General features: G+C 42.4%; 31 protein-coding genes. All 31 read right to left on the bottom strand.

All coding sequences use genetic code 11. The features are described from left to right. Positions 1-21: 21 nt before the first annotated feature. The 31 genes from HMPREF1028_RS11985 to rplB all read right to left on the bottom strand — a co-directional run bounded on the left by HMPREF1028_RS11985 (position 22) and on the right by rplB (position 16,438). Complete coding sequence (locus HMPREF1028_RS11985) at positions 22-561, bottom strand: DUF924 family protein (protein ID WP_009313023.1); 540 nt, start codon at positions 559-561, stop codon at positions 22-24. Positions 562-668: 107 nt separating this feature from the next. Next, on the bottom strand, positions 669-1,331 hold the full coding sequence (locus HMPREF1028_RS11980) for an SH3 domain-containing protein (RefSeq protein ID WP_009313022.1): 663 nt from the start codon (positions 1,329-1,331) through the stop codon (positions 669-671). A 132-nt stretch (positions 1,332-1,463) separates the two neighbouring features. After that, positions 1,464-1,952 carry a TlpA disulfide reductase family protein gene (locus tag HMPREF1028_RS11975; protein ID WP_009313020.1) on the bottom strand — a complete coding sequence of 163 codons (489 nt, stop codon included), beginning with the start codon at positions 1,950-1,952 and terminating at the stop codon, positions 1,464-1,466. Next, positions 1,949-2,335 (bottom strand): thioesterase family protein, encoded by a 387-nt coding sequence (locus HMPREF1028_RS11970; protein ID WP_009313018.1) that lies wholly within the window; start codon positions 2,333-2,335, stop codon positions 1,949-1,951. Before HMPREF1028_RS11970 ends, HMPREF1028_RS11975 begins: the two co-directional genes overlap by 4 nt. Next, the gene (locus tag HMPREF1028_RS11965) at positions 2,335-2,697 is read right to left on the bottom strand and encodes a hypothetical protein (protein ID WP_003765647.1); all 363 of its coding nucleotides are present in this window, start codon (positions 2,695-2,697) and stop codon (positions 2,335-2,337) included. The genes HMPREF1028_RS11970 and HMPREF1028_RS11965 overlap by 1 nt, the downstream gene beginning before the upstream one ends. 182 nt (positions 2,698-2,879) lie before the next feature. Next, positions 2,880-4,037 carry a lipid-A-disaccharide synthase gene (gene lpxB, locus HMPREF1028_RS11960; protein ID WP_009313015.1) on the bottom strand — a complete coding sequence of 386 codons (1,158 nt, stop codon included), beginning with the start codon at positions 4,035-4,037 and terminating at the stop codon, positions 2,880-2,882. 556 nt (positions 4,038-4,593) lie between these two features. After that, positions 4,594-4,968 carry a 50S ribosomal protein L17 gene (gene rplQ / locus HMPREF1028_RS11955; protein ID WP_009313013.1) on the bottom strand — a complete coding sequence of 125 codons (375 nt, stop codon included), beginning with the start codon at positions 4,966-4,968 and terminating at the stop codon, positions 4,594-4,596. Between the two features lie 24 nt (positions 4,969-4,992). Continuing rightward, a complete protein-coding gene (gene rpoA / locus HMPREF1028_RS11950; protein WP_009313011.1) occupies positions 4,993-5,979 on the bottom strand; it encodes a DNA-directed RNA polymerase subunit alpha in 987 nt (328 codons plus the stop codon). A 25-nt stretch (positions 5,980-6,004) separates the two neighbouring features. Beyond that, entirely contained in the window at positions 6,005-6,625 is a 621-nt protein-coding gene (gene rpsD, locus HMPREF1028_RS11945; protein ID WP_009313009.1) for a 30S ribosomal protein S4, read from the bottom strand. A 15-nt stretch (positions 6,626-6,640) separates the two neighbouring features. Then, on the bottom strand, positions 6,641-7,036 hold the full coding sequence (rpsK, locus tag HMPREF1028_RS11940; RefSeq protein WP_002216249.1) for a 30S ribosomal protein S11: 396 nt from the start codon (positions 7,034-7,036) through the stop codon (positions 6,641-6,643). Positions 7,037-7,055: 19 nt separating this feature from the next. Continuing rightward, on the bottom strand, positions 7,056-7,418 hold the full coding sequence (rpsM, locus tag HMPREF1028_RS11935) for a 30S ribosomal protein S13 (protein WP_003749295.1): 363 nt from the start codon (positions 7,416-7,418) through the stop codon (positions 7,056-7,058). A 65-nt stretch (positions 7,419-7,483) separates the two neighbouring features. Continuing rightward, positions 7,484-7,597: a 50S ribosomal protein L36 gene (gene rpmJ / locus HMPREF1028_RS14095; RefSeq protein WP_003697674.1), complete on the bottom strand. Its 114-nt coding sequence runs from the start codon at positions 7,595-7,597 to the stop codon at positions 7,484-7,486. Between the two features lie 19 nt (positions 7,598-7,616). Further along, positions 7,617-7,835 (bottom strand): translation initiation factor IF-1, encoded by a 219-nt coding sequence (gene infA, locus HMPREF1028_RS11930; protein WP_002215452.1) that lies wholly within the window; start codon positions 7,833-7,835, stop codon positions 7,617-7,619. A 4-nt stretch (positions 7,836-7,839) separates the two neighbouring features. Beyond that, on the bottom strand, positions 7,840-9,153 hold the full coding sequence (gene secY, locus HMPREF1028_RS11925) for a preprotein translocase subunit SecY (protein ID WP_036529768.1): 1,314 nt from the start codon (positions 9,151-9,153) through the stop codon (positions 7,840-7,842). 13 nt (positions 9,154-9,166) lie between these two features. Then, complete coding sequence (gene rplO / locus HMPREF1028_RS11920) at positions 9,167-9,601, bottom strand: 50S ribosomal protein L15 (protein WP_003775851.1); 435 nt, start codon at positions 9,599-9,601, stop codon at positions 9,167-9,169. A 1-nt stretch (position 9,602) separates the two neighbouring features. Beyond that, on the bottom strand, positions 9,603-9,788 hold the full coding sequence (rpmD, locus tag HMPREF1028_RS11915; RefSeq protein WP_003759717.1) for a 50S ribosomal protein L30: 186 nt from the start codon (positions 9,786-9,788) through the stop codon (positions 9,603-9,605). Then, positions 9,781-10,299, bottom strand: a complete 519-nt coding sequence (gene rpsE / locus HMPREF1028_RS11910) for a 30S ribosomal protein S5 (protein WP_003684704.1) — start codon at positions 10,297-10,299, stop codon at positions 9,781-9,783. The genes rpmD and rpsE overlap by 8 nt, the downstream gene beginning before the upstream one ends. 17 nt (positions 10,300-10,316) lie before the next feature. Beyond that, positions 10,317-10,670: a 50S ribosomal protein L18 gene (rplR, locus tag HMPREF1028_RS11905; RefSeq protein WP_003775849.1), complete on the bottom strand. Its 354-nt coding sequence runs from the start codon at positions 10,668-10,670 to the stop codon at positions 10,317-10,319. Positions 10,671-10,683: 13 nt separating this feature from the next. Beyond that, a complete protein-coding gene (gene rplF, locus HMPREF1028_RS11900) occupies positions 10,684-11,217 on the bottom strand; it encodes a 50S ribosomal protein L6 (protein ID WP_009312997.1) in 534 nt (177 codons plus the stop codon). A 13-nt stretch (positions 11,218-11,230) separates the two neighbouring features. After that, positions 11,231-11,623: a 30S ribosomal protein S8 gene (gene rpsH, locus HMPREF1028_RS11895; protein WP_003759723.1), complete on the bottom strand. Its 393-nt coding sequence runs from the start codon at positions 11,621-11,623 to the stop codon at positions 11,231-11,233. Between the two features lie 14 nt (positions 11,624-11,637). Further along, the gene (gene rpsN, locus HMPREF1028_RS11890) at positions 11,638-11,943 is read right to left on the bottom strand and encodes a 30S ribosomal protein S14 (protein ID WP_003684736.1); all 306 of its coding nucleotides are present in this window, start codon (positions 11,941-11,943) and stop codon (positions 11,638-11,640) included. Between the two features lie 2 nt (positions 11,944-11,945). Then, a complete protein-coding gene (gene rplE / locus HMPREF1028_RS11885) occupies positions 11,946-12,485 on the bottom strand; it encodes a 50S ribosomal protein L5 (protein WP_003759725.1) in 540 nt (179 codons plus the stop codon). Between the two features lie 9 nt (positions 12,486-12,494). Further along, the gene (gene rplX, locus HMPREF1028_RS11880; RefSeq protein WP_009312994.1) at positions 12,495-12,818 is read right to left on the bottom strand and encodes a 50S ribosomal protein L24; all 324 of its coding nucleotides are present in this window, start codon (positions 12,816-12,818) and stop codon (positions 12,495-12,497) included. A gap of 11 nt (positions 12,819-12,829) precedes the next feature. Beyond that, positions 12,830-13,198: a 50S ribosomal protein L14 gene (rplN, locus tag HMPREF1028_RS11875; RefSeq protein ID WP_002215434.1), complete on the bottom strand. Its 369-nt coding sequence runs from the start codon at positions 13,196-13,198 to the stop codon at positions 12,830-12,832. 225 nt (positions 13,199-13,423) lie between these two features. After that, positions 13,424-13,687: a 30S ribosomal protein S17 gene (gene rpsQ / locus HMPREF1028_RS11870; protein ID WP_003707145.1), complete on the bottom strand. Its 264-nt coding sequence runs from the start codon at positions 13,685-13,687 to the stop codon at positions 13,424-13,426. Beyond that, complete coding sequence (gene rpmC / locus HMPREF1028_RS11865; protein WP_003675882.1) at positions 13,687-13,878, bottom strand: 50S ribosomal protein L29; 192 nt, start codon at positions 13,876-13,878, stop codon at positions 13,687-13,689. The genes rpsQ and rpmC overlap by 1 nt, the downstream gene beginning before the upstream one ends. After that, positions 13,878-14,294 carry a 50S ribosomal protein L16 gene (gene rplP / locus HMPREF1028_RS11860; protein ID WP_003675880.1) on the bottom strand — a complete coding sequence of 139 codons (417 nt, stop codon included), beginning with the start codon at positions 14,292-14,294 and terminating at the stop codon, positions 13,878-13,880. The genes rpmC and rplP overlap by 1 nt, the downstream gene beginning before the upstream one ends. Then, positions 14,278-14,973, bottom strand: coding sequence for a 30S ribosomal protein S3 (gene rpsC, locus HMPREF1028_RS11855; RefSeq protein ID WP_009312987.1), 696 nt, complete (start codon positions 14,971-14,973; stop codon positions 14,278-14,280). Before rpsC ends, rplP begins: the two co-directional genes overlap by 17 nt. Before the next feature lie 9 nt (positions 14,974-14,982). After that, positions 14,983-15,312, bottom strand: a complete 330-nt coding sequence (gene rplV, locus HMPREF1028_RS11850) for a 50S ribosomal protein L22 (protein WP_003675877.1) — start codon at positions 15,310-15,312, stop codon at positions 14,983-14,985. An 8-nt stretch (positions 15,313-15,320) separates the two neighbouring features. Further along, on the bottom strand, positions 15,321-15,599 hold the full coding sequence (rpsS, locus tag HMPREF1028_RS11845) for a 30S ribosomal protein S19 (RefSeq protein WP_002215422.1): 279 nt from the start codon (positions 15,597-15,599) through the stop codon (positions 15,321-15,323). A gap of 5 nt (positions 15,600-15,604) precedes the next feature. Then, positions 15,605-16,438, bottom strand: a complete 834-nt coding sequence (gene rplB / locus HMPREF1028_RS11840) for a 50S ribosomal protein L2 (protein ID WP_003742892.1) — start codon at positions 16,436-16,438, stop codon at positions 15,605-15,607. Between the last annotated feature and the right edge of the window lie 2 nt (positions 16,439-16,440).

Below are 16,440 nucleotides of genomic sequence, written 5' to 3'. Positions count from 1 at the left end.
CTTCAAATTTTAAAACCCAAATTAAAATGACGAACCTTCCTGCTTCAAAAATTCCGCCTCTTCCTCCGTGCTTTCACGCCCCAATACGGCATTGCGGTGCGGATAGCGTCCGAAGCGGTCGATGATGACTTTGTGTTTGATTTCAAAATCCAATGCGTGTCCGTCGGTATAGCGTTCAAACAGCGGAACGGCTTGTTCGTGGACAACTTGGCTTTCGCTGTGCATCAACGGCATGAGCATGAAATGGCGTTCGTGCGACAGGAGGGCGGCGAAACCGGGCTGACGGACAGCTTCTTGGGCAAGGATGAGAGCGGCCAAATCTTGGGCAAATGCTTGAGGACTGTTGCGAAAAAGGTTGCGCGAGAATTGGTCGAGTAGGATGATTTCGGCGAGCCTGCCTTGCAGGGTGTCGCGCCAGTGTGCAAGTTCGCCACGGGCCGCCTGCTGCCAGACATCAAAAAATCGCGCGCGAATCTTGGCATCGAATTCATCGTTTTTGGCAAACAGAAAAGGACGGTTTTCTTCGGCAAACCAGAAGTCTAAGACGGTTTGGGGTGTCATGAACATTCCTTGCAATAGAAGATTATTAAGTACAAGGTCGTCTGAAAAACTGAATCAAGGTTTTCAGACGACCTTTTTGATTACGCCGACATATCGACAACTTTTGATTAATCCACCCGCTCCAACTGACTTTTATGAACATACCCTTGGGTAGTCGTATCTTTTAATTGAACGAGGTACCAATCCTTACGAACGGTTTTCAATTTTTCTACTATGGCGTTGTCGTCCAAGCGTTTGATTATGTCGGCATGGGCATCCGGTTGGCTCCTGAGGTTAACCTTATGGCTATCTGTGGATTTAACGATGAAATCATTATTCATAATCAACGAGTAAATACAGCCCGAATCAGGGATTTGTTTCGCCGTTGTTTTTGGGATTTTTTCAAATTTTATAAGTTTGGCAGAATAATATTTACCGTCACAAATGACTTCCGTACCCACTTTACCCATAGTAATTTGGGCAGGCTGTTTGACAGAATCTTCCTGATAAACGTAAAAATTCGGCGGAAGCACCAATTCTTTCAAAACAGCAGTTTGCTGCGATTCGCTCAAATTAAGGAAGATTCGGTTTTGATTCGATATTTTGGTGTCTTCAGGGATAAAGTCAAAATATAAAATCCTTTGATTCCGAGCATTACCATCTAAACTATTACCCCAATAAACCCACAGCATGCCTTTTTGAGGAACGCCTTGTGCAAATGTCAGCTGAAATACGCTCAAAATAAAGCCGACAAAAATAAAATAAAGAAATTGTTTATTTTTCAAAGCCATTTTCAATGATGCTCAGAATCTACTTACCGAAATTGCCCTTCTTTAAGTCCGACAGCAGACAATATCGTTGATTGTTTAATATATTCATAACAGAGGTCGTCTGAAAACAGTCACGAATCTCTCAAGCCAGTATTACTTCGCCAATTCTTTGTCGATTTCCTGATAAAGCGCGGCGAAGTCTGGTTCTCCGACAAAGGTTTTCAGGATTTCGCCTTTTTTATTGATCAGGAAAGAAGTCGGGTAAACCTGCGTGCCGAACGCTTGGGCGGCGGCTTTATCGGCATCAAACATGACGGTAAAAGGCAAGCCGTATTCTTTGACGTATTGGTTTACGCTTTCCAGCGGGTCTATCGGCTGGGCAATGCCGAGGACTTGGAAGTCTTTTCCTTGATAGTCTTTGGACATTTTGATGACTTTGGGCATTTCGCTGACACAGCCCGGGCAGGAGGGAAACCAGAAATTGATGAAACTGACTTTGCCTTGCAAATCGGCATTGGACACCGGTTTGCCTTGCAGGTCGGACAAAGAGAATGCGGGAGCAGGTTTGTTATCCGGAATAAGGACGATGGCAAGCAGCGCGCCGATAATGGCGACTGCGGCAATGGTAATGAGCTTTTTCATGCTTCGGCGTATTGTTTTAAAAGGGTAAAGAGAGATTCGGGAATGCTGATGCTTCGCCCGCTTTCTGCGCTAACAACCATCAAAGTACTTTCGGCTTCGACGGCATTTTTACCGCTGGGCAAAACAATGTTTTGAGTGAGGATAATATGGCGCGAGGTCAGCTCTTTCAGACGACCTTCAAAGCGTAATATGTCGCCATCGACGGCGGCACGGCGATAACGGATGTCGGTGCGGACAACCACCAGCATCAAGCCGTCGATTTCGGACAATAAACCGTGTTCCTCAAAAAACGCCCAGCGCGCTTCTTCGAGAAATTCGAGATAGCGCGCGTTGTTGACATGACCGTAGCCGTCAAGATGGTAATTGCGGACGCGGATATTCATCAGTTCAGATTGAAGGGTTGAAAGGCTTCACGGGCGAGCGGTTCTTGCTCGAGGTCGGTGATAACGGTAGAAAGCTGGATGTCGAACCATTCATTGAAAATATCCGCATTCAAATCAGGCCATTCGCTTTCATCTTCGCACCAATCGGCAAGTTCGGCAGCGAAAATGTCTTCAAACCGCGCTTCGATTTCATCCCAAACTTCATCAGCGGTTTCACACGGACGGACGAGGTAAGAATTGGCATCAGCTTGAATATCTTCAAGCGTCAAACCGTCAAGATGATTGCCGGGCAGGGTTTGCAGCCAGTTCCAAAAAGGATCGAGCGGGATGAGCAGGAAGACGCTGCGGTTGACTTCGTACATGATGTTTTCCTTGATTTCAGATAAGGGAATGATATAGCAAAGGCCGTGCAAACGCTATCTTTGCCGACTGAAGGATAGATAAGTTGGGGCAAAGCGATGTTTAAACTGCAACCCGTTTTCTGCTTCATTACTTTTTGCAGATTTGATTACCGCTCTTTTCTCTTGTCAAATCGCAGGTCAAACTAAGAATTGAAAAAACCTGCTTCTTCCAACACTGCATTTGCAACCAGTGTATCGGTATCTTTTCTCAAAAATAAGTGCAGCTCATGAAAATCTTGTTTCAAGCGGGCAACTGCTTCCGGATGTTCATACCAATAAATCATGGCTTCTGCCAGTTTCTCAGGCGTCGCATCATGTTGCAAAAGCTCTGGAACAGCACATTTGTTCAGCAAAATATTGGGCAAACCGACATGTGGCACTTTAACTTTACGCTTCACATAAGCATAAGTCAGAGGAGATATCTTATAGCTGATCACCATAGGACGTTTACACAAAGCCACTTCTAGCGTTGCCGTCCCGCTGGTTACCAAGACCACATCCGCCGCAGTACAAACAGTATCAGCTTGTTTATCGACTAATGTAATGGAAAGGTTCGAAAATTGCGCAGATGCAAGAATTTTTGATATACGACGGTGGGTGGCCTGCGTAGCAACCGGCATCAGAAACTGCGCCTGTGGGTAACGCTTTAACAGAAGTAATGCGGTTTGAAAAAACACGGGAGCCATGTAATCAATTTCGCTAACACGACTGCCGGGCATCAAGGCAAATACTGGGATAGACGGTGCAACTCCCAACTGACGACGCGCAGAAGATTGATCAACATCTACAGGCATGGTTTGAGCCATCGGATGACCGACAAACTCAGCCTTACCACCGGCATCCAAATAGAGCTGTGGTTCCATTGGGAAAAGGCACAACACCCGGTTAACTTGATGAACAATTTTGTTCACCCGTTCACGCCTCCACGCCCAAACAGAAGGGCTGACATAGTGAACCGTTGGAATACCCGTTTTCTTCAGTTTCTCTTCCACCCAAAGATTAAAATCAGGTGCATCAATCCCAACAAAAACATCCGGTTTTATACGAATAAGGTCATTAACCAGACCTTTTCGGATTTTCAAGATTTCGGGCAAACGTTTAACTACCTCAACAAAGCCTCGTACTGCCAATTTTTCTTGGTCATAAAGACTTTCAAATCCTTCCGCCTTCATCCGCTCGCCACCGATACCAATAAATCTTGCATCAGGACAACGTTTTTTAATCGCACTAATAAGATGTGCACCAAGCAGATCACCCGATGCCTCAGCAACACTCATTGCAATCGTGAGAGAAGTAGTCATATAAAATTATGGGATACAAAAAAGAATTTGGTAAGTGTAATACCTGACGGTAAAGAAGTTCTTAGTCAAATTTCAATTATAGAGACCTTTGCAAAAATAGTCTGTTAACGGAATTTGACTCATAAAAATGCGCTAAAAATTTTCATTTGACCAAAACCTTTATGATTTTGAGTAAAAGCTAGGAAAAATCAGAAAGGTTTTTTATTTTGAAAATAGTATTAAACATAGAATTTTAGTAACTTATGTTATTTAAAATATCTCTTATAATATGATACTAAAAAGAAATACTCTATCTATAGCAAACCCACTTACCCATCATTATAGTGGATTAACTTTAAACCAGTACGGCGTTACCTCGCCTTGCCGTACTATCTGTACTGTCTGCGGCTTCGTCGCCTTGTCCTGATTTAAATTTAATCCACTATACAAACAAAAAGAATAACTTCAATATACCGAGAGTATTTTAAATAGAGTATTTAAAATACACAAAAGGTAGCTTGCATATAATAAAACACCATTTGAGAAAACAAATGGTGTTTTATTATAGTGTATTAGATTACTCGGCAGCTTCTGCTGCTTTGTCTACTAATTCAATCAATGCCAAAGGTGCATTGTCACCTTTGCGGAAACCATATTTCAGTACACGAACATAACCGCCATTACGGGCAGCAAAACGTGGACCTAACTCATCAAACAATTTAACTACAACATCACGATCACGAGTGCGGTCAAATGCCAAACGACGGTTTGCCAAGGAAGGTTTTTTACCCAATGTAATTAAGGGCTCAACTACGCGGCGTAATTCTTTAGCTTTAGGCAAAGTTGTCACAATAGTCTCGTGAGTCAACAATGAGTTCGCCATATTACGCAGCATTGCAGCGCGATGGCTGCTTGTACGGTTTAATTTGCGGTTACCATTACGATGACGCATGTCATTATCCTTTAATCTTCAAACTTACGGCTTTTCTAAGCCTACAGGCGGCCAAGCTTCCAATTTGGAACCTAGTGTCAAGCCTTTAGATGCCAACACTTCTTTGATTTCATTCAAAGATTTACGACCCAAATTCGGAGTTTTAAGAAGCTCTGTTTCAGTACGTTGAATCAAATCGCCGATATAATAAATATCTTCAGCTTTCAGACAATTAGCTGAACGTACAGTTAATTCCAAATCATCTACCGGACGCAGCAGGATAGGGTCAATAGGAGGAGCTTTTTCTTCAACTTCTTCTACTGGAGTACCTTGCAAATCAGCAAAGATAGACATTTGATCAATTAAAATACGAGCAGCACTACGTACAGCTTCTTCAGGATCAATAGAACCATCAGTTTCAATATCCAAAACCAATTTATCTAAATCCGTACGCTGCTCTACGCGTGCAGGTTCAACTTCAAAGCTAACACGACTGATGGGCGAAAAGCTCGCATCCAACTGAATTGCACCAATCTGGCGGTTTTCATCGCGCACAACACGACGACCGGAAACAGATTGATAGCCACGCCCCTGCTCAACTTTGATTTCCATCTCAATTTGACCATTCTCGGCCAAATGACAAATAATATGCTCAGGATTTAAAATTTCCACATCATGTGGCAATTCGATATCACCGGCAACTACTGTACCGACCCCTGACTTTCTCAAAGTTAACTGAACTTGGCCACGCCCATGCAGCTTAAATACAATACCTTTGACATTCAACAAAATATCGACAACATCTTCTTGAACGCCATCAACAGTAGAGTATTCGTGCAACACACCGGAAATGGCCACTTCAGTAGGAGCAAAACCATTCATGGATGACAGTAAGATACGACGCAAAGCATTACCTAAAGTATGACCAAAACCGCGCTCAAACGGCTGCATGGATACTTTTGCACGAGTTGTAGATAAAGTATCGACATCAATTTGACGAGGTTTCAAAAATTCGGTTGTGCTATTTTGCATTTAACTGTCCCTCACTGAGCTAGCGTTATTTAGAGTAGAATTCTACCACCAGCTGTTCATTAATATCGCCAGTTAATTCTGAACGATCCGGCATATTTTTAAATACGCCTTCCAATTTGTCTACATCAACAGAAACCCAGCTTGGTAAACCGATTTGAGTTGCCAGACTTAAAGCTTCCTGGATACGAACCTGTTTTTTAGCTTTCTCACGAACAGCTACAACATCACCCGCTTTAACTTGGAAAGAAGGAATATTTACAACCTGACCGTTAACAGTAATTGCTTTATGAGAAACCAGCTGACGCGCCTCAGCACGAGTCGAGCCAAATCCCATGCGATATACTACATTATCCAAACGAGACTCTAACAATTGCAGCAGCAATTCACCAGTAGAGCCTTTACGTCGATCTGCTTCTGCAAAATAACGACGGAATTGACGTTCCAAAACGCCATAAATACGACGAATTTTTTGCTTTTCACGCAATTGCAAACCATAGTCGGACAAACGCGGTTTCTTTGCACCGTGCTGACCGGGAGCAGAATCAAGTTTACATTTAGAATCCAAAGAACGACGGGCGCTCTTCAGAAATAAATCAGTGCCTTCTCGACGTGCTAATTTACATTTAGGGCCAATATAACGTGCCATGTTTCAATCACTCCTTTAAATACGACGTTTTTTAGGCGGACGGCAACCGTTATGAGGCAACGGAGTAACGTCGGTAATACTGGTAATTTTAAAACCAAGAGCGTTGAGTGCACGTACAGAAGACTCTCGACCGGGACCAGGGCCTTTTATACGAACTTCTAAATTTTTAACGCCATATTCTTGGGCAACTTTACCAGCTGCTTCTGCAGCCACTTGAGCTGCAAACGGTGTACTTTTACGAGAACCTTTAAAACCAGCGCCGCCAGAGGTAGCCCAAGACAATGCATTGCCTTGACGGTCAGTGATTGTAATGATGGTATTGTTGAAAGAAGCATGTACATGCACAATACCTTCGCTTACGGTTTTACGTACTTTTTTACGTACACGCGAAGCTGTGTTTGCTTTAGCCATTAATAAAATTCCTTAAAAATTATTTTTTACCAGCAATCGCTTTACGCGGACCTTTGCGGGTACGAGCGTTTGTGCGAGTGCGTTGACCACGACAAGGCAAACCTCGACGATGACGGAAACCACGGTAACAACCCATGTCCATCAATCGTTTGATGCTCATCGTTACCTCACGGCGCAAATCGCCTTCTACTTCATACTTAGCAACTTGTTCACGCAAAGCGTCTAATTGAGCCTCGTCCAAATCTTTTGCTTTTGTAGTGGGAGCAATATTTGCTGCCTCGCAAATTAATTTAGCACGAGTAGCACCGATACCATAAATAGCCTGCAAGCCAATTACGATATGTGCATTATTAGGGATATTTACCCCTGCAATACGAGCCATATTTTTTCCTTTAAACGGCAAAGTTCGTCACTATACCACAAAGTCTTGCTAAAAGAAAAGTTCCCTTAACCTTGACGTTGTTTGTGACGAGGGTCAGTACAAATTACACGAACCACTCGATTACGACGGATAATCTTACAGTTGCGGCAAATTTTCTTTACAGACGGTTGTACACGCATTATCTTTCCTTATATCGTTTTATCTAGCTCGGAAGACTATCCGAGCCCGAGTTAAATCATAAGGTGTCAGTTCTACCGTCACCTTATCCCCAGGAGAGATCCGGATATAGTGCATACGCATTTTCCCGGAAATATGACCTAATACAATATGGTCATTCTCAAGCTTTACTTTAAAAGTTGCGTTAGGTAGAGTTTCAAGAATCTCCCCCTGCATTTGTATGGTATCTTCTTTAGCCATAATTCTACTTACGTGATAAAGATTTCATATCAAGACCGCTCATTAAACTCTCATATTGCTGAGTCATGCGGTAAGAGTTAATTTGGGTACTAAAGTCCATTGTCACCACGACTAAAATCAGTAAAGATGTACCACCCAAATAAAAAGGAACATTCAAAGCTGTTGTCAAAAATTCTGGAATTAAACAAATAGTTGTAATATATAATGCACCAAACAAAGTGAGGCGTAATACAACCTGCTCCAGATACTGAGAAGTTTGCTTACCAGGTCGAATTCCCGGCACAAAAGCACCGCTTTTCTTCAAATTCTCTGCCATTTCTTTTGGGCTAAAAACCAAGGCTGTATAAAAATAGCAGAAGAAAATAATTGTCACTGTAAATAACAAAATATATAAAGCTTGTCCATGCTGAAGCAAACCAGCAATTTTATGCAACAAACTACCTGTATCATTAGAACCAAACCAGCTTAACAAAGTGGATGGAAACAAAATAATACTTGACGCAAAAATAGGAGGAATGACGCCTGCCATATTCAACTTAAAGGGCATATGTGTATTAGAACCTTGCATTACACCGCTACCAATTTGGCGTTTCGCATAATGCACGGGAACTTTACGCTGCGCACTTTCAAAATATACAACAATATAAATTAATAGCAATGCACCAATAACAATTGACACAGCTGTAGGCATACCAATTGATCCTTGACTCGTTAAAGCTAATAATCTTGCTATACCAGAAGGAATACCGGCAGCGATACCAGCAGTAATAATCAAAGAAATGCCATTCCCAATCCCACGCTCCGTAATCTGCTCACCTAACCACATCAGGAACATTGTACCTGTGACTAAGCTCACTACCGTAGAAATATGGAACTCTAAAGAATTAGTGACAACTACACCTTGTTGGAATACAAAGGTAGCTACACCAAAACTCTGTAAGATAGCTAATAGTACTGTACCGTATCTTGTATATTTTGTAATAACTTTTCGACCTGCCTCCCCTTCCTTTTTTAATGCCTTTAAAGAAGGAATTATTTCAGAGGCCAATTGAACAATTATTGATGCTGAAATATATGGCATTATGCCAATTGCAAATATACTAAAGCGCTCTAACGAACCACCAGAAAACATGTTCAACATGCCTAGTATGCCGTTCCCAGCGCTTTCGTATAATTTAGCTAAAGCAACAGCATCTACGCCAGGTACAGGGATATGGGCACCAATACGAAAAACAACTAACGCCCCTAAAAGAAACGTTAGACGTTTTTTCAGATCTCCAAATTTGGACAAGCCTGATAAAGATTGTTGATTAGCCACTATAATGCAAGCCTTATTCTTCCACTTTACCACCAGCAGCTTCAATTGCTGCTTTAGCCCCTTTAGTGGCTTTAATGCCCTTCAGGACAACAGCTTTTGAAAGCTCACCAGAGGCAATAACTTTCACATTGGAAACAGTTGTAGGAACCAACCCAGCTTGCTTGAGAACTAATACATCAATCTCATTCACAGCGAGTAAGTTCAATTCACTCAAACGAATCTCAGCGTTAGCAGCAGCAGTCAAAGATTTGAAACCACGTTTTGGCAGGCGACGTTGCAAAGGCATTTGACCGCCTTCGAAACCTACTTTATGAAAACCACCAGAACGGCTTTTTTGACCTTTATGACCACGGCCACCAGTTTTACCTAAACCACTACCAATACCACGACCTACACGACGACGAGCGTGAGTAGCCCCCTCAGCAGGTTGAATAGAATTTAGAAACATATCAAGACTCCACTTTCAACAAGTAGCTGATTTTGTTAATCATACCACGGTTTTCAGGGGTATCTAAAACCTCTACTGTATGCTCACGATGGCGTAAACCTAAACCACGAGCACATGCACGATGAGATTCAATTGTACCAATCAGGCTCTTCACCAATGTAACTTTAATCTTTTTTTGCTCAGTCATGGTTTGCTCCCAAAATGTCTTCTACTGTTAGGCCACGTTTAGCAGCGATATCAGCAGGTGTATATAACTTAGACAAGCCATCTAATGTAGCTCGTACAATGTTATAAGGGTTTGTAGAACCATGCACTTTAGCAGAAATGTTATGAATACCCATAGCATCAAAAACTAAGCGCATAGGACCACCTGCCTTTACACCACTACCTTCTTTAGCGGGTTGCATAAAGACTTTAGTAGCGCCATGACGTCCAATAACCTCATGATGAATCGTACCATTTTTTAGAGGTACTTTAATCATAGAGCGACGAGCCTGATCCATTGCTTTTTGAACAGCTACCGGCACTTCTTTTGACTTACCTTTACCCATACCAATACGACCATCCCCATCACCAACAACAGTTAGCGCAGAGAAAGCCATGATACGACCACCTTTAACTACTTTAGTTACGCGATTAACTGCGACCATTTTTTCAATCAGGCCGTCACCACGTTCTTCAATTTCATGTTTTGCCATCTGAAAGTCTCCAATTATTAGAAGCTTAAACCATTTTCACGTGCAGCTTCAGCCAAAGCTTTCACTCGACCGTGATATTGGAAACCTGAACGATCAAAAGCAACTTTTTCTACGCCTACGGCTTTAGCTTTCTCAGCAATGCGCTTTCCTACTACTGCAGCCGCCTCGACGTTGCCACCAGATTTCAGACTACCACGCACTTCAGCTTCCAATGTAGAGGCTTGAGCCAATACTTTATCACCTTCAGCACTAATTACTTGAGCATAAATATGATTATTGCTACGGAACACACATAATCTTACCATTTTCAAGTCCGCAATACGTGCACGGGTTTTGCGTGCACGACGGAGTCGGGTTGTATGTTTATCCATTAGTGAACCTCAATTATTTTTTCTTGGCTTCTTTCATCACTACCACTTCACCTACATAACGAACACCCTTACCTTTATAAGGCTCAGGAGAACGGAATGCACGAATTTCAGCAGCGACTTGACCAACTACTTGTTTATCTGCACCAGTCAAAACGATCTCTGTTTGGCTAGGAGTTTGAACAGAAACACCTTCAGGCATTTCATATACGATTGGATGAGAAAAACCCAAAGATAAATTCAAAACTTTGCCTTGAGCTTGAGCACGGTAACCCACACCAATCAATTGTAGTTTTTTCTCAAAACCTTCTGAAACACCTTTAACCATATTATTAACTAATGCACGAGCAGTACCTGACATAGCATTTGCCTGCTTACTGTCATTTTTTGCAGCAAAAGTTAATTTACCATCGTTTAATTCAATGACGACATCAGAATGCAAAGGAAAGACCAACTCGCCATTCTTACCCTTGATAACCAATGCTTCTGTTCCAAATTTTACTTCTACACCAGCAGGAACAGTCACTGGGTTTTTTGCGACACGTGACATTTACTTTTCTCCACTAGGCTACGATGCACAACAACTCACCGCCGACGCCCTCAGAACGAGCCTTGCGGTCAGTCATCACACCTTTAGAAGTACTAACAATAGCGATACCCAATCCATTCATAACATTAGGAATTTCGCTAGAAGCTTTGTAAATACGCAAACCTGGACGTGAAACACGTTTAATTTGCTCAATCACAGGACGGCCTGCATAATATTTCAATTGAATTTCCAATACCGGCTTCGCATCAGCAGAAACCGAAAAATCCTCGATATAACCTTCTTCTTTCAAGACTTTTGCAATTGCACACTTTAATTTAGAGGAAGGCATGGCAACCGCTACCTTATTGGCACGTTGCGCATTACGAATACGAGTCAACATATCGGAAATAGGATCATGCATACTCATTATTAATACTCCTATTACCAGCTAGCTTTAACAACACCGGGAATCTCGCCACGCATAGCGATTTCACGGATTTTAATACGACCCAAACCGAATTTACGGAAAGTACCACGAGGACGACCTGTCAAAGCACAACGACGGCGTTGACGTACAGGAGCTGCATTACGCGGAATGGATTGGAATTTCAGACGAGCTTCAAAGCGCTCCTCTTCAGTTGCATTCGCATCATTAATAACAGCAAAAATTGCCTCACGTTTGGCTGCAAACTTTTTCGCCAGAGCTTGACGTTTCAGTTCACGATTAATAAGTGCTTTCTTAGCCATGATTATCCTTTAAACGGAAACTTGAACAGTGATAATAAAGCTTTAGCTTCCTCATCAGTTTTTGCAGTAGTTGTAATAGTAATATTCAAACCACGCAAAGCATCAATTTTATCGTATTCAATTTCCGGGAAAATGATTTGCTCGCGAACACCCATGTTGTAATTACCACGACCATCAAATGATTTGCCACTTACACCACGGAAGTCACGTACACGAGGTAATGCAATAGTAATCAAACGATCCAAGAATTCAAACATTTGATCACGGCGCAATGTTACTTTGCAACCGACAGGATAATTATCGCGAATCTTAAAACCTGCGATAGATTTACGAGCAACAGTAACGACTGGTTTTTGACCAGCAATTTTCTCTAAGTCAGATACCGCATGCTCCATAACTTTTTTATCAGCAACAGCTTCTCCAACACCCATATTTAAAGTAATTTTTTCAATACGGGGAACTTCCATTACTGACTTGTAACCAAATTGTTTAATCAGTTCAGGAACAACTGTATCTTTATAAAACTCTCTCAAACGAGCCATGTTATCTCCTTATGCTCCAATAACAGAGCCATTTGATTTGAAGAAACGAACGCGCTTAACTTTGCCTTCATTCTCAATCAGTTTAATACCAACACGGTCTGCTTTATTAGTTTCCGGATTCAGGATTGCAACATTAGAAATATCCAACGGCATTTCTTTAGCAACAATACCCCCCTCAATACCACGCATCGGATTGGGTTTTTGGTGACGTTTTACGACGTTAACACCTTCAATAACGACTTTACCACCCAATACGCGAACTACTTGACCTTGCTTACCTTTATCCTTACCAGTGATCACAACAACTTGGTCACCTTTAATGATTTTATTCATCGCGCTATTCCTTATAACACTTCAGGCGCCAATGAAACGATTTTCATAAATCGCTCAGTACGCAACTCGCGGGTTACCGGACCAAAAATACGGGTACCCAGAGGTTCAAGTTTATTGTTTAACAACACGGCGGCATTGTTATCGAATTTAATCAACGCACCATCAGGACGACGTACACCTTTAGCAGTACGAACAACAACCGCATTGTATACATCACCTTTTTTAACACGACCACGCGGGGCCGCATCTTTAACTGCGACTTTAATAATATCGCCAACAGAAGCGTAGCGACGCTTAGATCCGCCCAACACTTTGATGCACATCACACGACGCGCACCAGAGTTATCAGCCACATCTAAGATGGTCTGCATTTGAATCATATTAGTACCTTTAAATTAACCAACTTAATTTACCATTTTCATATAACTCGCCCACTTATTTCAATTGAGCTAACTAAATGAAACCATCACGGTTCTAGTAAACCAGTCTTGGATCCCGAAGGGAAGAAACTTCCAGAAGAAACTGAAAGATAAGAAACGAAGTTTACACGCAAATTCACTTTGGTGCAACACTTCGTTTCTTATTAAAGCTAACTGTCTTAAATTTTAAACAGTACGTGCTTTCTCAACCAGTTCTTTAACAACCCAAGATTTGGTTTTTGACAGTGGACGAGATTCCGCAATTACTACAACATCTCCAATTCCATATTGATTATTTTCATCATGGGCATGGATTTTAGTTGATAAACGGATAATTTTACCGTACAGAGGGTGTTTTACTTTACGCTCAACCAATACTGTCACAGTTTTGTCCATTTTGTCGCTTACCACTTTGCCTTGCAAAGTACGAACATTTTTATTTTCGCTCATTACTTAGCACCTTTTTCAGTTAAAATGGTTTTAATACGAGCAATATCGCGACGTACACGTTTTAATTCGCTTGGCTTACCCAATTGACCAGTTGCGTTTTGCATACGTAAGCCAAACTGAGCTTTTAACAAGTCCAACAAATCTGCATTTAATTGCTCAATAGATTTGTCTTTCAATTCATTTGCTTTCATTATTGACCTACCTGTCTTACTACAAAGGTCGTAGGAATAGGCAATTTGGCAGCAGCTAATTCAAATGCTTCACGAGCCAAAGCCTCTGGAACACCGTCCATCTCATACAACACTTTGCCTGGTTTGATTTCGGCAATGTAATATTCCACGTTACCTTTACCGCCACCCATACGAACTTGAATAGGTTTTTCAGTAATTGGTTTATCAGGGAATACACGAATCCAAATACGACCACCACGTTTAATGTGGCGAGTCATTGTACGACGAGCAGCTTCGATTTGGCGGGCAGTCAAACGACCGCGACCAACGGCTTTCAAACCGAACTCACCGAAACTTACTTTGTTACCGCGGGTAGCAATACCAGTATTGCGACCTTTTTGTTGCTTGCGGTATTTCAGTCTAGTTGGCTGCAGCATTACGTCCACCTGCCTTTCTTTGTTTCTTTTCATGCTCAGGTTTAGCTGAAGTCTTTACATTACTTTCAGTATAGACCCAAACTTTCAGACCCAGCACGCCATAAGTAGTATGAGCTTCGCTAGTTGCATAATCTACGTTTGCGCGCAAAGTATGCAGAGGTACTCGACCTTCACGATACCATTCGCTACGAGCAATATCTGCACCATTCAGACGACCTGAGGTCATAATCTTGATACCTTTTGCTCCTGAACGCATAGCATTTTGCATAGCGCGTTTCATAGCACGGCGGAATTGAACGCGTTTTTCCAATTGCTGAGCAATACCATCAGCAATAATTTGTGCATCCAATTCAGGTTTACGGATTTCTTCGATATTCACATGAACAGGCACGCCCATCAAGGCTTGCAAATCACGTTTCAGAACTTCGATATCCTCACCTTTTTTACCAATTACTACGCCTGGACGGGCAGAGTGGATGGTAATGCGTGCAGATTTTGCAGGACGCTCAATAACTACGCGACCAACAGAAGCATTCGCCAATTTTTTACGCAGGTAGTTACGAACATCAATATCTTGTTTCAAAACAGCAGAAAAGTCGGTGCTTTTAGCAAACCATTTTGAAGCCCAGTCTTTAGTTACCGCCAGGCGAAAGCCTGTAGGGTTAATCTTTTGTCCCATAGCTTTTCCTTAGTTGCCCACTGTCACATTGATATGACAAGTTTGTTTTTCAATGCGGTTACCGCGACCTTTGGCACGAGCTTGGAAACGTTTCAAGCTTGGACCTTTGTCAACAAAGATAGTGACCACTTTCAACTCATCAATGTCGGCACCGTTATTGTGCTCGGCATTAGCAATAGCTGATTCCAATACTTTTTTAATCAACTCAGCACCTTTTTTAGGGCTGAAAGTCAAAATATTCAAAGCTTGGGCAACGTCTTTACCACGAATCAAATCAGCTACCAAACGAGCTTTTTGAGCTGAAATACGGGCATTTTTATGTTGTGCATTTACTCTCATGATTCACCTTATTTCTTTTTAGCCTTTTTATCAGCCAAGTGGCCTTTAAAGGTACGGGTCAATGAGAATTCACCTAATTTATGACCAACCATGTTATCGCTGATAAACACAGGCACATGGGTGCGGCCGTTGTGCACAGCAATGGTCAGACCGATAAAATCAGGCAGAATGGTAGAACGACGAGACCAAGTTTTAATCGGGCGCTTGTCGTTGCTTGCACGAGCAGCATCTACTTTTTTCAGCAAATGCAGGTCTACATATGGGCCTTTTTTCAATGAACGAGCCATACTAATTAACCTTTATTTGAGTAACGACGACGAACAATCATGTTATCCGTGCGTTTGTTATTACGAGTGCGGTAGCCTTTAGCAGGAGTACCCCATGGGCTAACCGGTTCGCGAGCTTCACCGGTACGACCTTCACCACCACCATGCGGGTGATCGACAGGGTTCATGACAACACCACGAACGGTCGGACGAATACCGCGCCAACGATTGGCACCGGCTTTACCGATTTTCTTCAGGCTTTGCTCTTCGTTACCGACTTCACCGATGGTTGCACGGCAATCTACGTTGATTTTACGAACTTCACCAGAGCGCAGACGGACTTGAGCGTATGCACCTTCTTTAGCCAACAATACCGCAGAAGCACCGGCAGAACGTGCAATTTGAGCACCTTTGCCAGGTTTCATTTCGATACAGTGGATAGTTGTACCAACGGGGATGTTGCGGATCGGCAGGGTGTTACCTACTTTGATGGCAGCTTCAGCACCGGAAACCAATACAGCACCGGCTTGAATACCGCGAGGAGCGATGATGTAGCGACGCTCACCGTCTGCATAGCACAACAGTGCAATGAAGGCAGTACGGTTAGGATCGTATTCAATACGCTCTACTTTTGCAGGGATACCGTCTTTGTTACGTTTAAAGTCTACAACACGGTAATGGTGTTTATGACCGCCGCCTTTGTGACGGGTGGTGATATGACCATTATTGTTACGACCGGCAGTAGAATTTTTCTTTTCGAGCAAAGGTGCATAAGGCGCACCTTTGTGCAAACCTTCTGTTACCACGCGAACCATGCCGCGACGGCCTGCAGAAGTTGGCTTCATTTTAACAATTGCCATTT

This window comes from Neisseria sp. GT4A_CT1 (assembly GCF_000227275.1).
Taxonomy (GTDB): domain Bacteria; phylum Pseudomonadota; class Gammaproteobacteria; order Burkholderiales; family Neisseriaceae; genus Neisseria.
This window is presented reverse-complemented; position numbering and strand designations above follow the sequence as displayed.

Bases quoted from the DNA above. Each gene is read 5' to 3' on its own strand.
- HMPREF1028_RS11980 (WP_009313022.1), bottom strand. From the start codon at position 1,331: ATGGCTTTGAAAAATAAACAATTTCTTTATTTTATTTTTGTCGGCTTT.
- rplO (WP_003775851.1), bottom strand. From the start codon at position 9,601: ATGTTTCTAAATTCTATTCAACCTGCTGAGGGGGCTACTCACGCTCGT.
- rplQ (WP_009313013.1), bottom strand. From the start codon at position 4,968: ATGCGTCATCGTAATGGTAACCGCAAATTAAACCGTACAAGCAGCCAT.
- lpxB (WP_009313015.1), bottom strand. From the start codon at position 4,037: ATGACTACTTCTCTCACGATTGCAATGAGTGTTGCTGAGGCATCGGGT.
- rpmC (WP_003675882.1), bottom strand. From the start codon at position 13,878: ATGAAAGCAAATGAATTGAAAGACAAATCTATTGAGCAATTAAATGCA.
- rpmJ (WP_003697674.1), bottom strand. From the start codon at position 7,597: ATGCGTGTACAACCGTCTGTAAAGAAAATTTGCCGCAACTGTAAGATT.
- rpsN (WP_003684736.1), bottom strand. From the start codon at position 11,943: ATGGCTAAGAAAGCACTTATTAATCGTGAACTGAAACGTCAAGCTCTG.
- infA (WP_002215452.1), bottom strand. From the start codon at position 7,835: ATGGCTAAAGAAGATACCATACAAATGCAGGGGGAGATTCTTGAAACT.
- rplP (WP_003675880.1), bottom strand. From the start codon at position 14,294: ATGCTGCAGCCAACTAGACTGAAATACCGCAAGCAACAAAAAGGTCGC.
- rpsH (WP_003759723.1), bottom strand. From the start codon at position 11,623: ATGAGTATGCATGATCCTATTTCCGATATGTTGACTCGTATTCGTAAT.
- rpsC (WP_009312987.1), bottom strand. From the start codon at position 14,973: ATGGGACAAAAGATTAACCCTACAGGCTTTCGCCTGGCGGTAACTAAA.
- rplR (WP_003775849.1), bottom strand. From the start codon at position 10,670: ATGGATAAACATACAACCCGACTCCGTCGTGCACGCAAAACCCGTGCA.
- rpsQ (WP_003707145.1), bottom strand. From the start codon at position 13,687: ATGAGCGAAAATAAAAATGTTCGTACTTTGCAAGGCAAAGTGGTAAGC.
- rpsM (WP_003749295.1), bottom strand. From the start codon at position 7,418: ATGGCTCGTATTGCAGGGGTAAATATCCCTAATAATGCACATATCGTA.
- rpoA (WP_009313011.1), bottom strand. From the start codon at position 5,979: ATGCAAAATAGCACAACCGAATTTTTGAAACCTCGTCAAATTGATGTC.
- HMPREF1028_RS11975 (WP_009313020.1), bottom strand. From the start codon at position 1,952: ATGAAAAAGCTCATTACCATTGCCGCAGTCGCCATTATCGGCGCGCTG.
- HMPREF1028_RS11985 (WP_009313023.1), bottom strand. From the start codon at position 561: ATGACACCCCAAACCGTCTTAGACTTCTGGTTTGCCGAAGAAAACCGT.
- rpsK (WP_002216249.1), bottom strand. From the start codon at position 7,036: ATGGCTAAAGCAAACACAGCTTCGCGTGTACGTAAAAAAGTACGTAAA.
- rplX (WP_009312994.1), bottom strand. From the start codon at position 12,818: ATGAATAAAATCATTAAAGGTGACCAAGTTGTTGTGATCACTGGTAAG.
- rplB (WP_003742892.1), bottom strand. From the start codon at position 16,438: ATGGCAATTGTTAAAATGAAGCCAACTTCTGCAGGCCGTCGCGGCATG.
- rplV (WP_003675877.1), bottom strand. From the start codon at position 15,312: ATGAGAGTAAATGCACAACATAAAAATGCCCGTATTTCAGCTCAAAAA.
- HMPREF1028_RS11970 (WP_009313018.1), bottom strand. From the start codon at position 2,335: ATGAATATCCGCGTCCGCAATTACCATCTTGACGGCTACGGTCATGTC.
- rplF (WP_009312997.1), bottom strand. From the start codon at position 11,217: ATGTCACGTGTCGCAAAAAACCCAGTGACTGTTCCTGCTGGTGTAGAA.
- rplE (WP_003759725.1), bottom strand. From the start codon at position 12,485: ATGGCTCGTTTGAGAGAGTTTTATAAAGATACAGTTGTTCCTGAACTG.
- rpsE (WP_003684704.1), bottom strand. From the start codon at position 10,299: ATGGCAAAACATGAAATTGAAGAACGTGGTGACGGCCTGATTGAAAAA.
- rpsS (WP_002215422.1), bottom strand. From the start codon at position 15,599: ATGGCTCGTTCATTGAAAAAAGGCCCATATGTAGACCTGCATTTGCTG.
- HMPREF1028_RS11965 (WP_003765647.1), bottom strand. From the start codon at position 2,697: ATGTACGAAGTCAACCGCAGCGTCTTCCTGCTCATCCCGCTCGATCCT.
- rplN (WP_002215434.1), bottom strand. From the start codon at position 13,198: ATGATTCAAATGCAGACCATCTTAGATGTGGCTGATAACTCTGGTGCG.
- rpsD (WP_009313009.1), bottom strand. From the start codon at position 6,625: ATGGCACGTTATATTGGCCCTAAATGTAAATTAGCACGTCGAGAAGGC.
- rpmD (WP_003759717.1), bottom strand. From the start codon at position 9,788: ATGACTGAGCAAAAAAAGATTAAAGTTACATTGGTGAAGAGCCTGATT.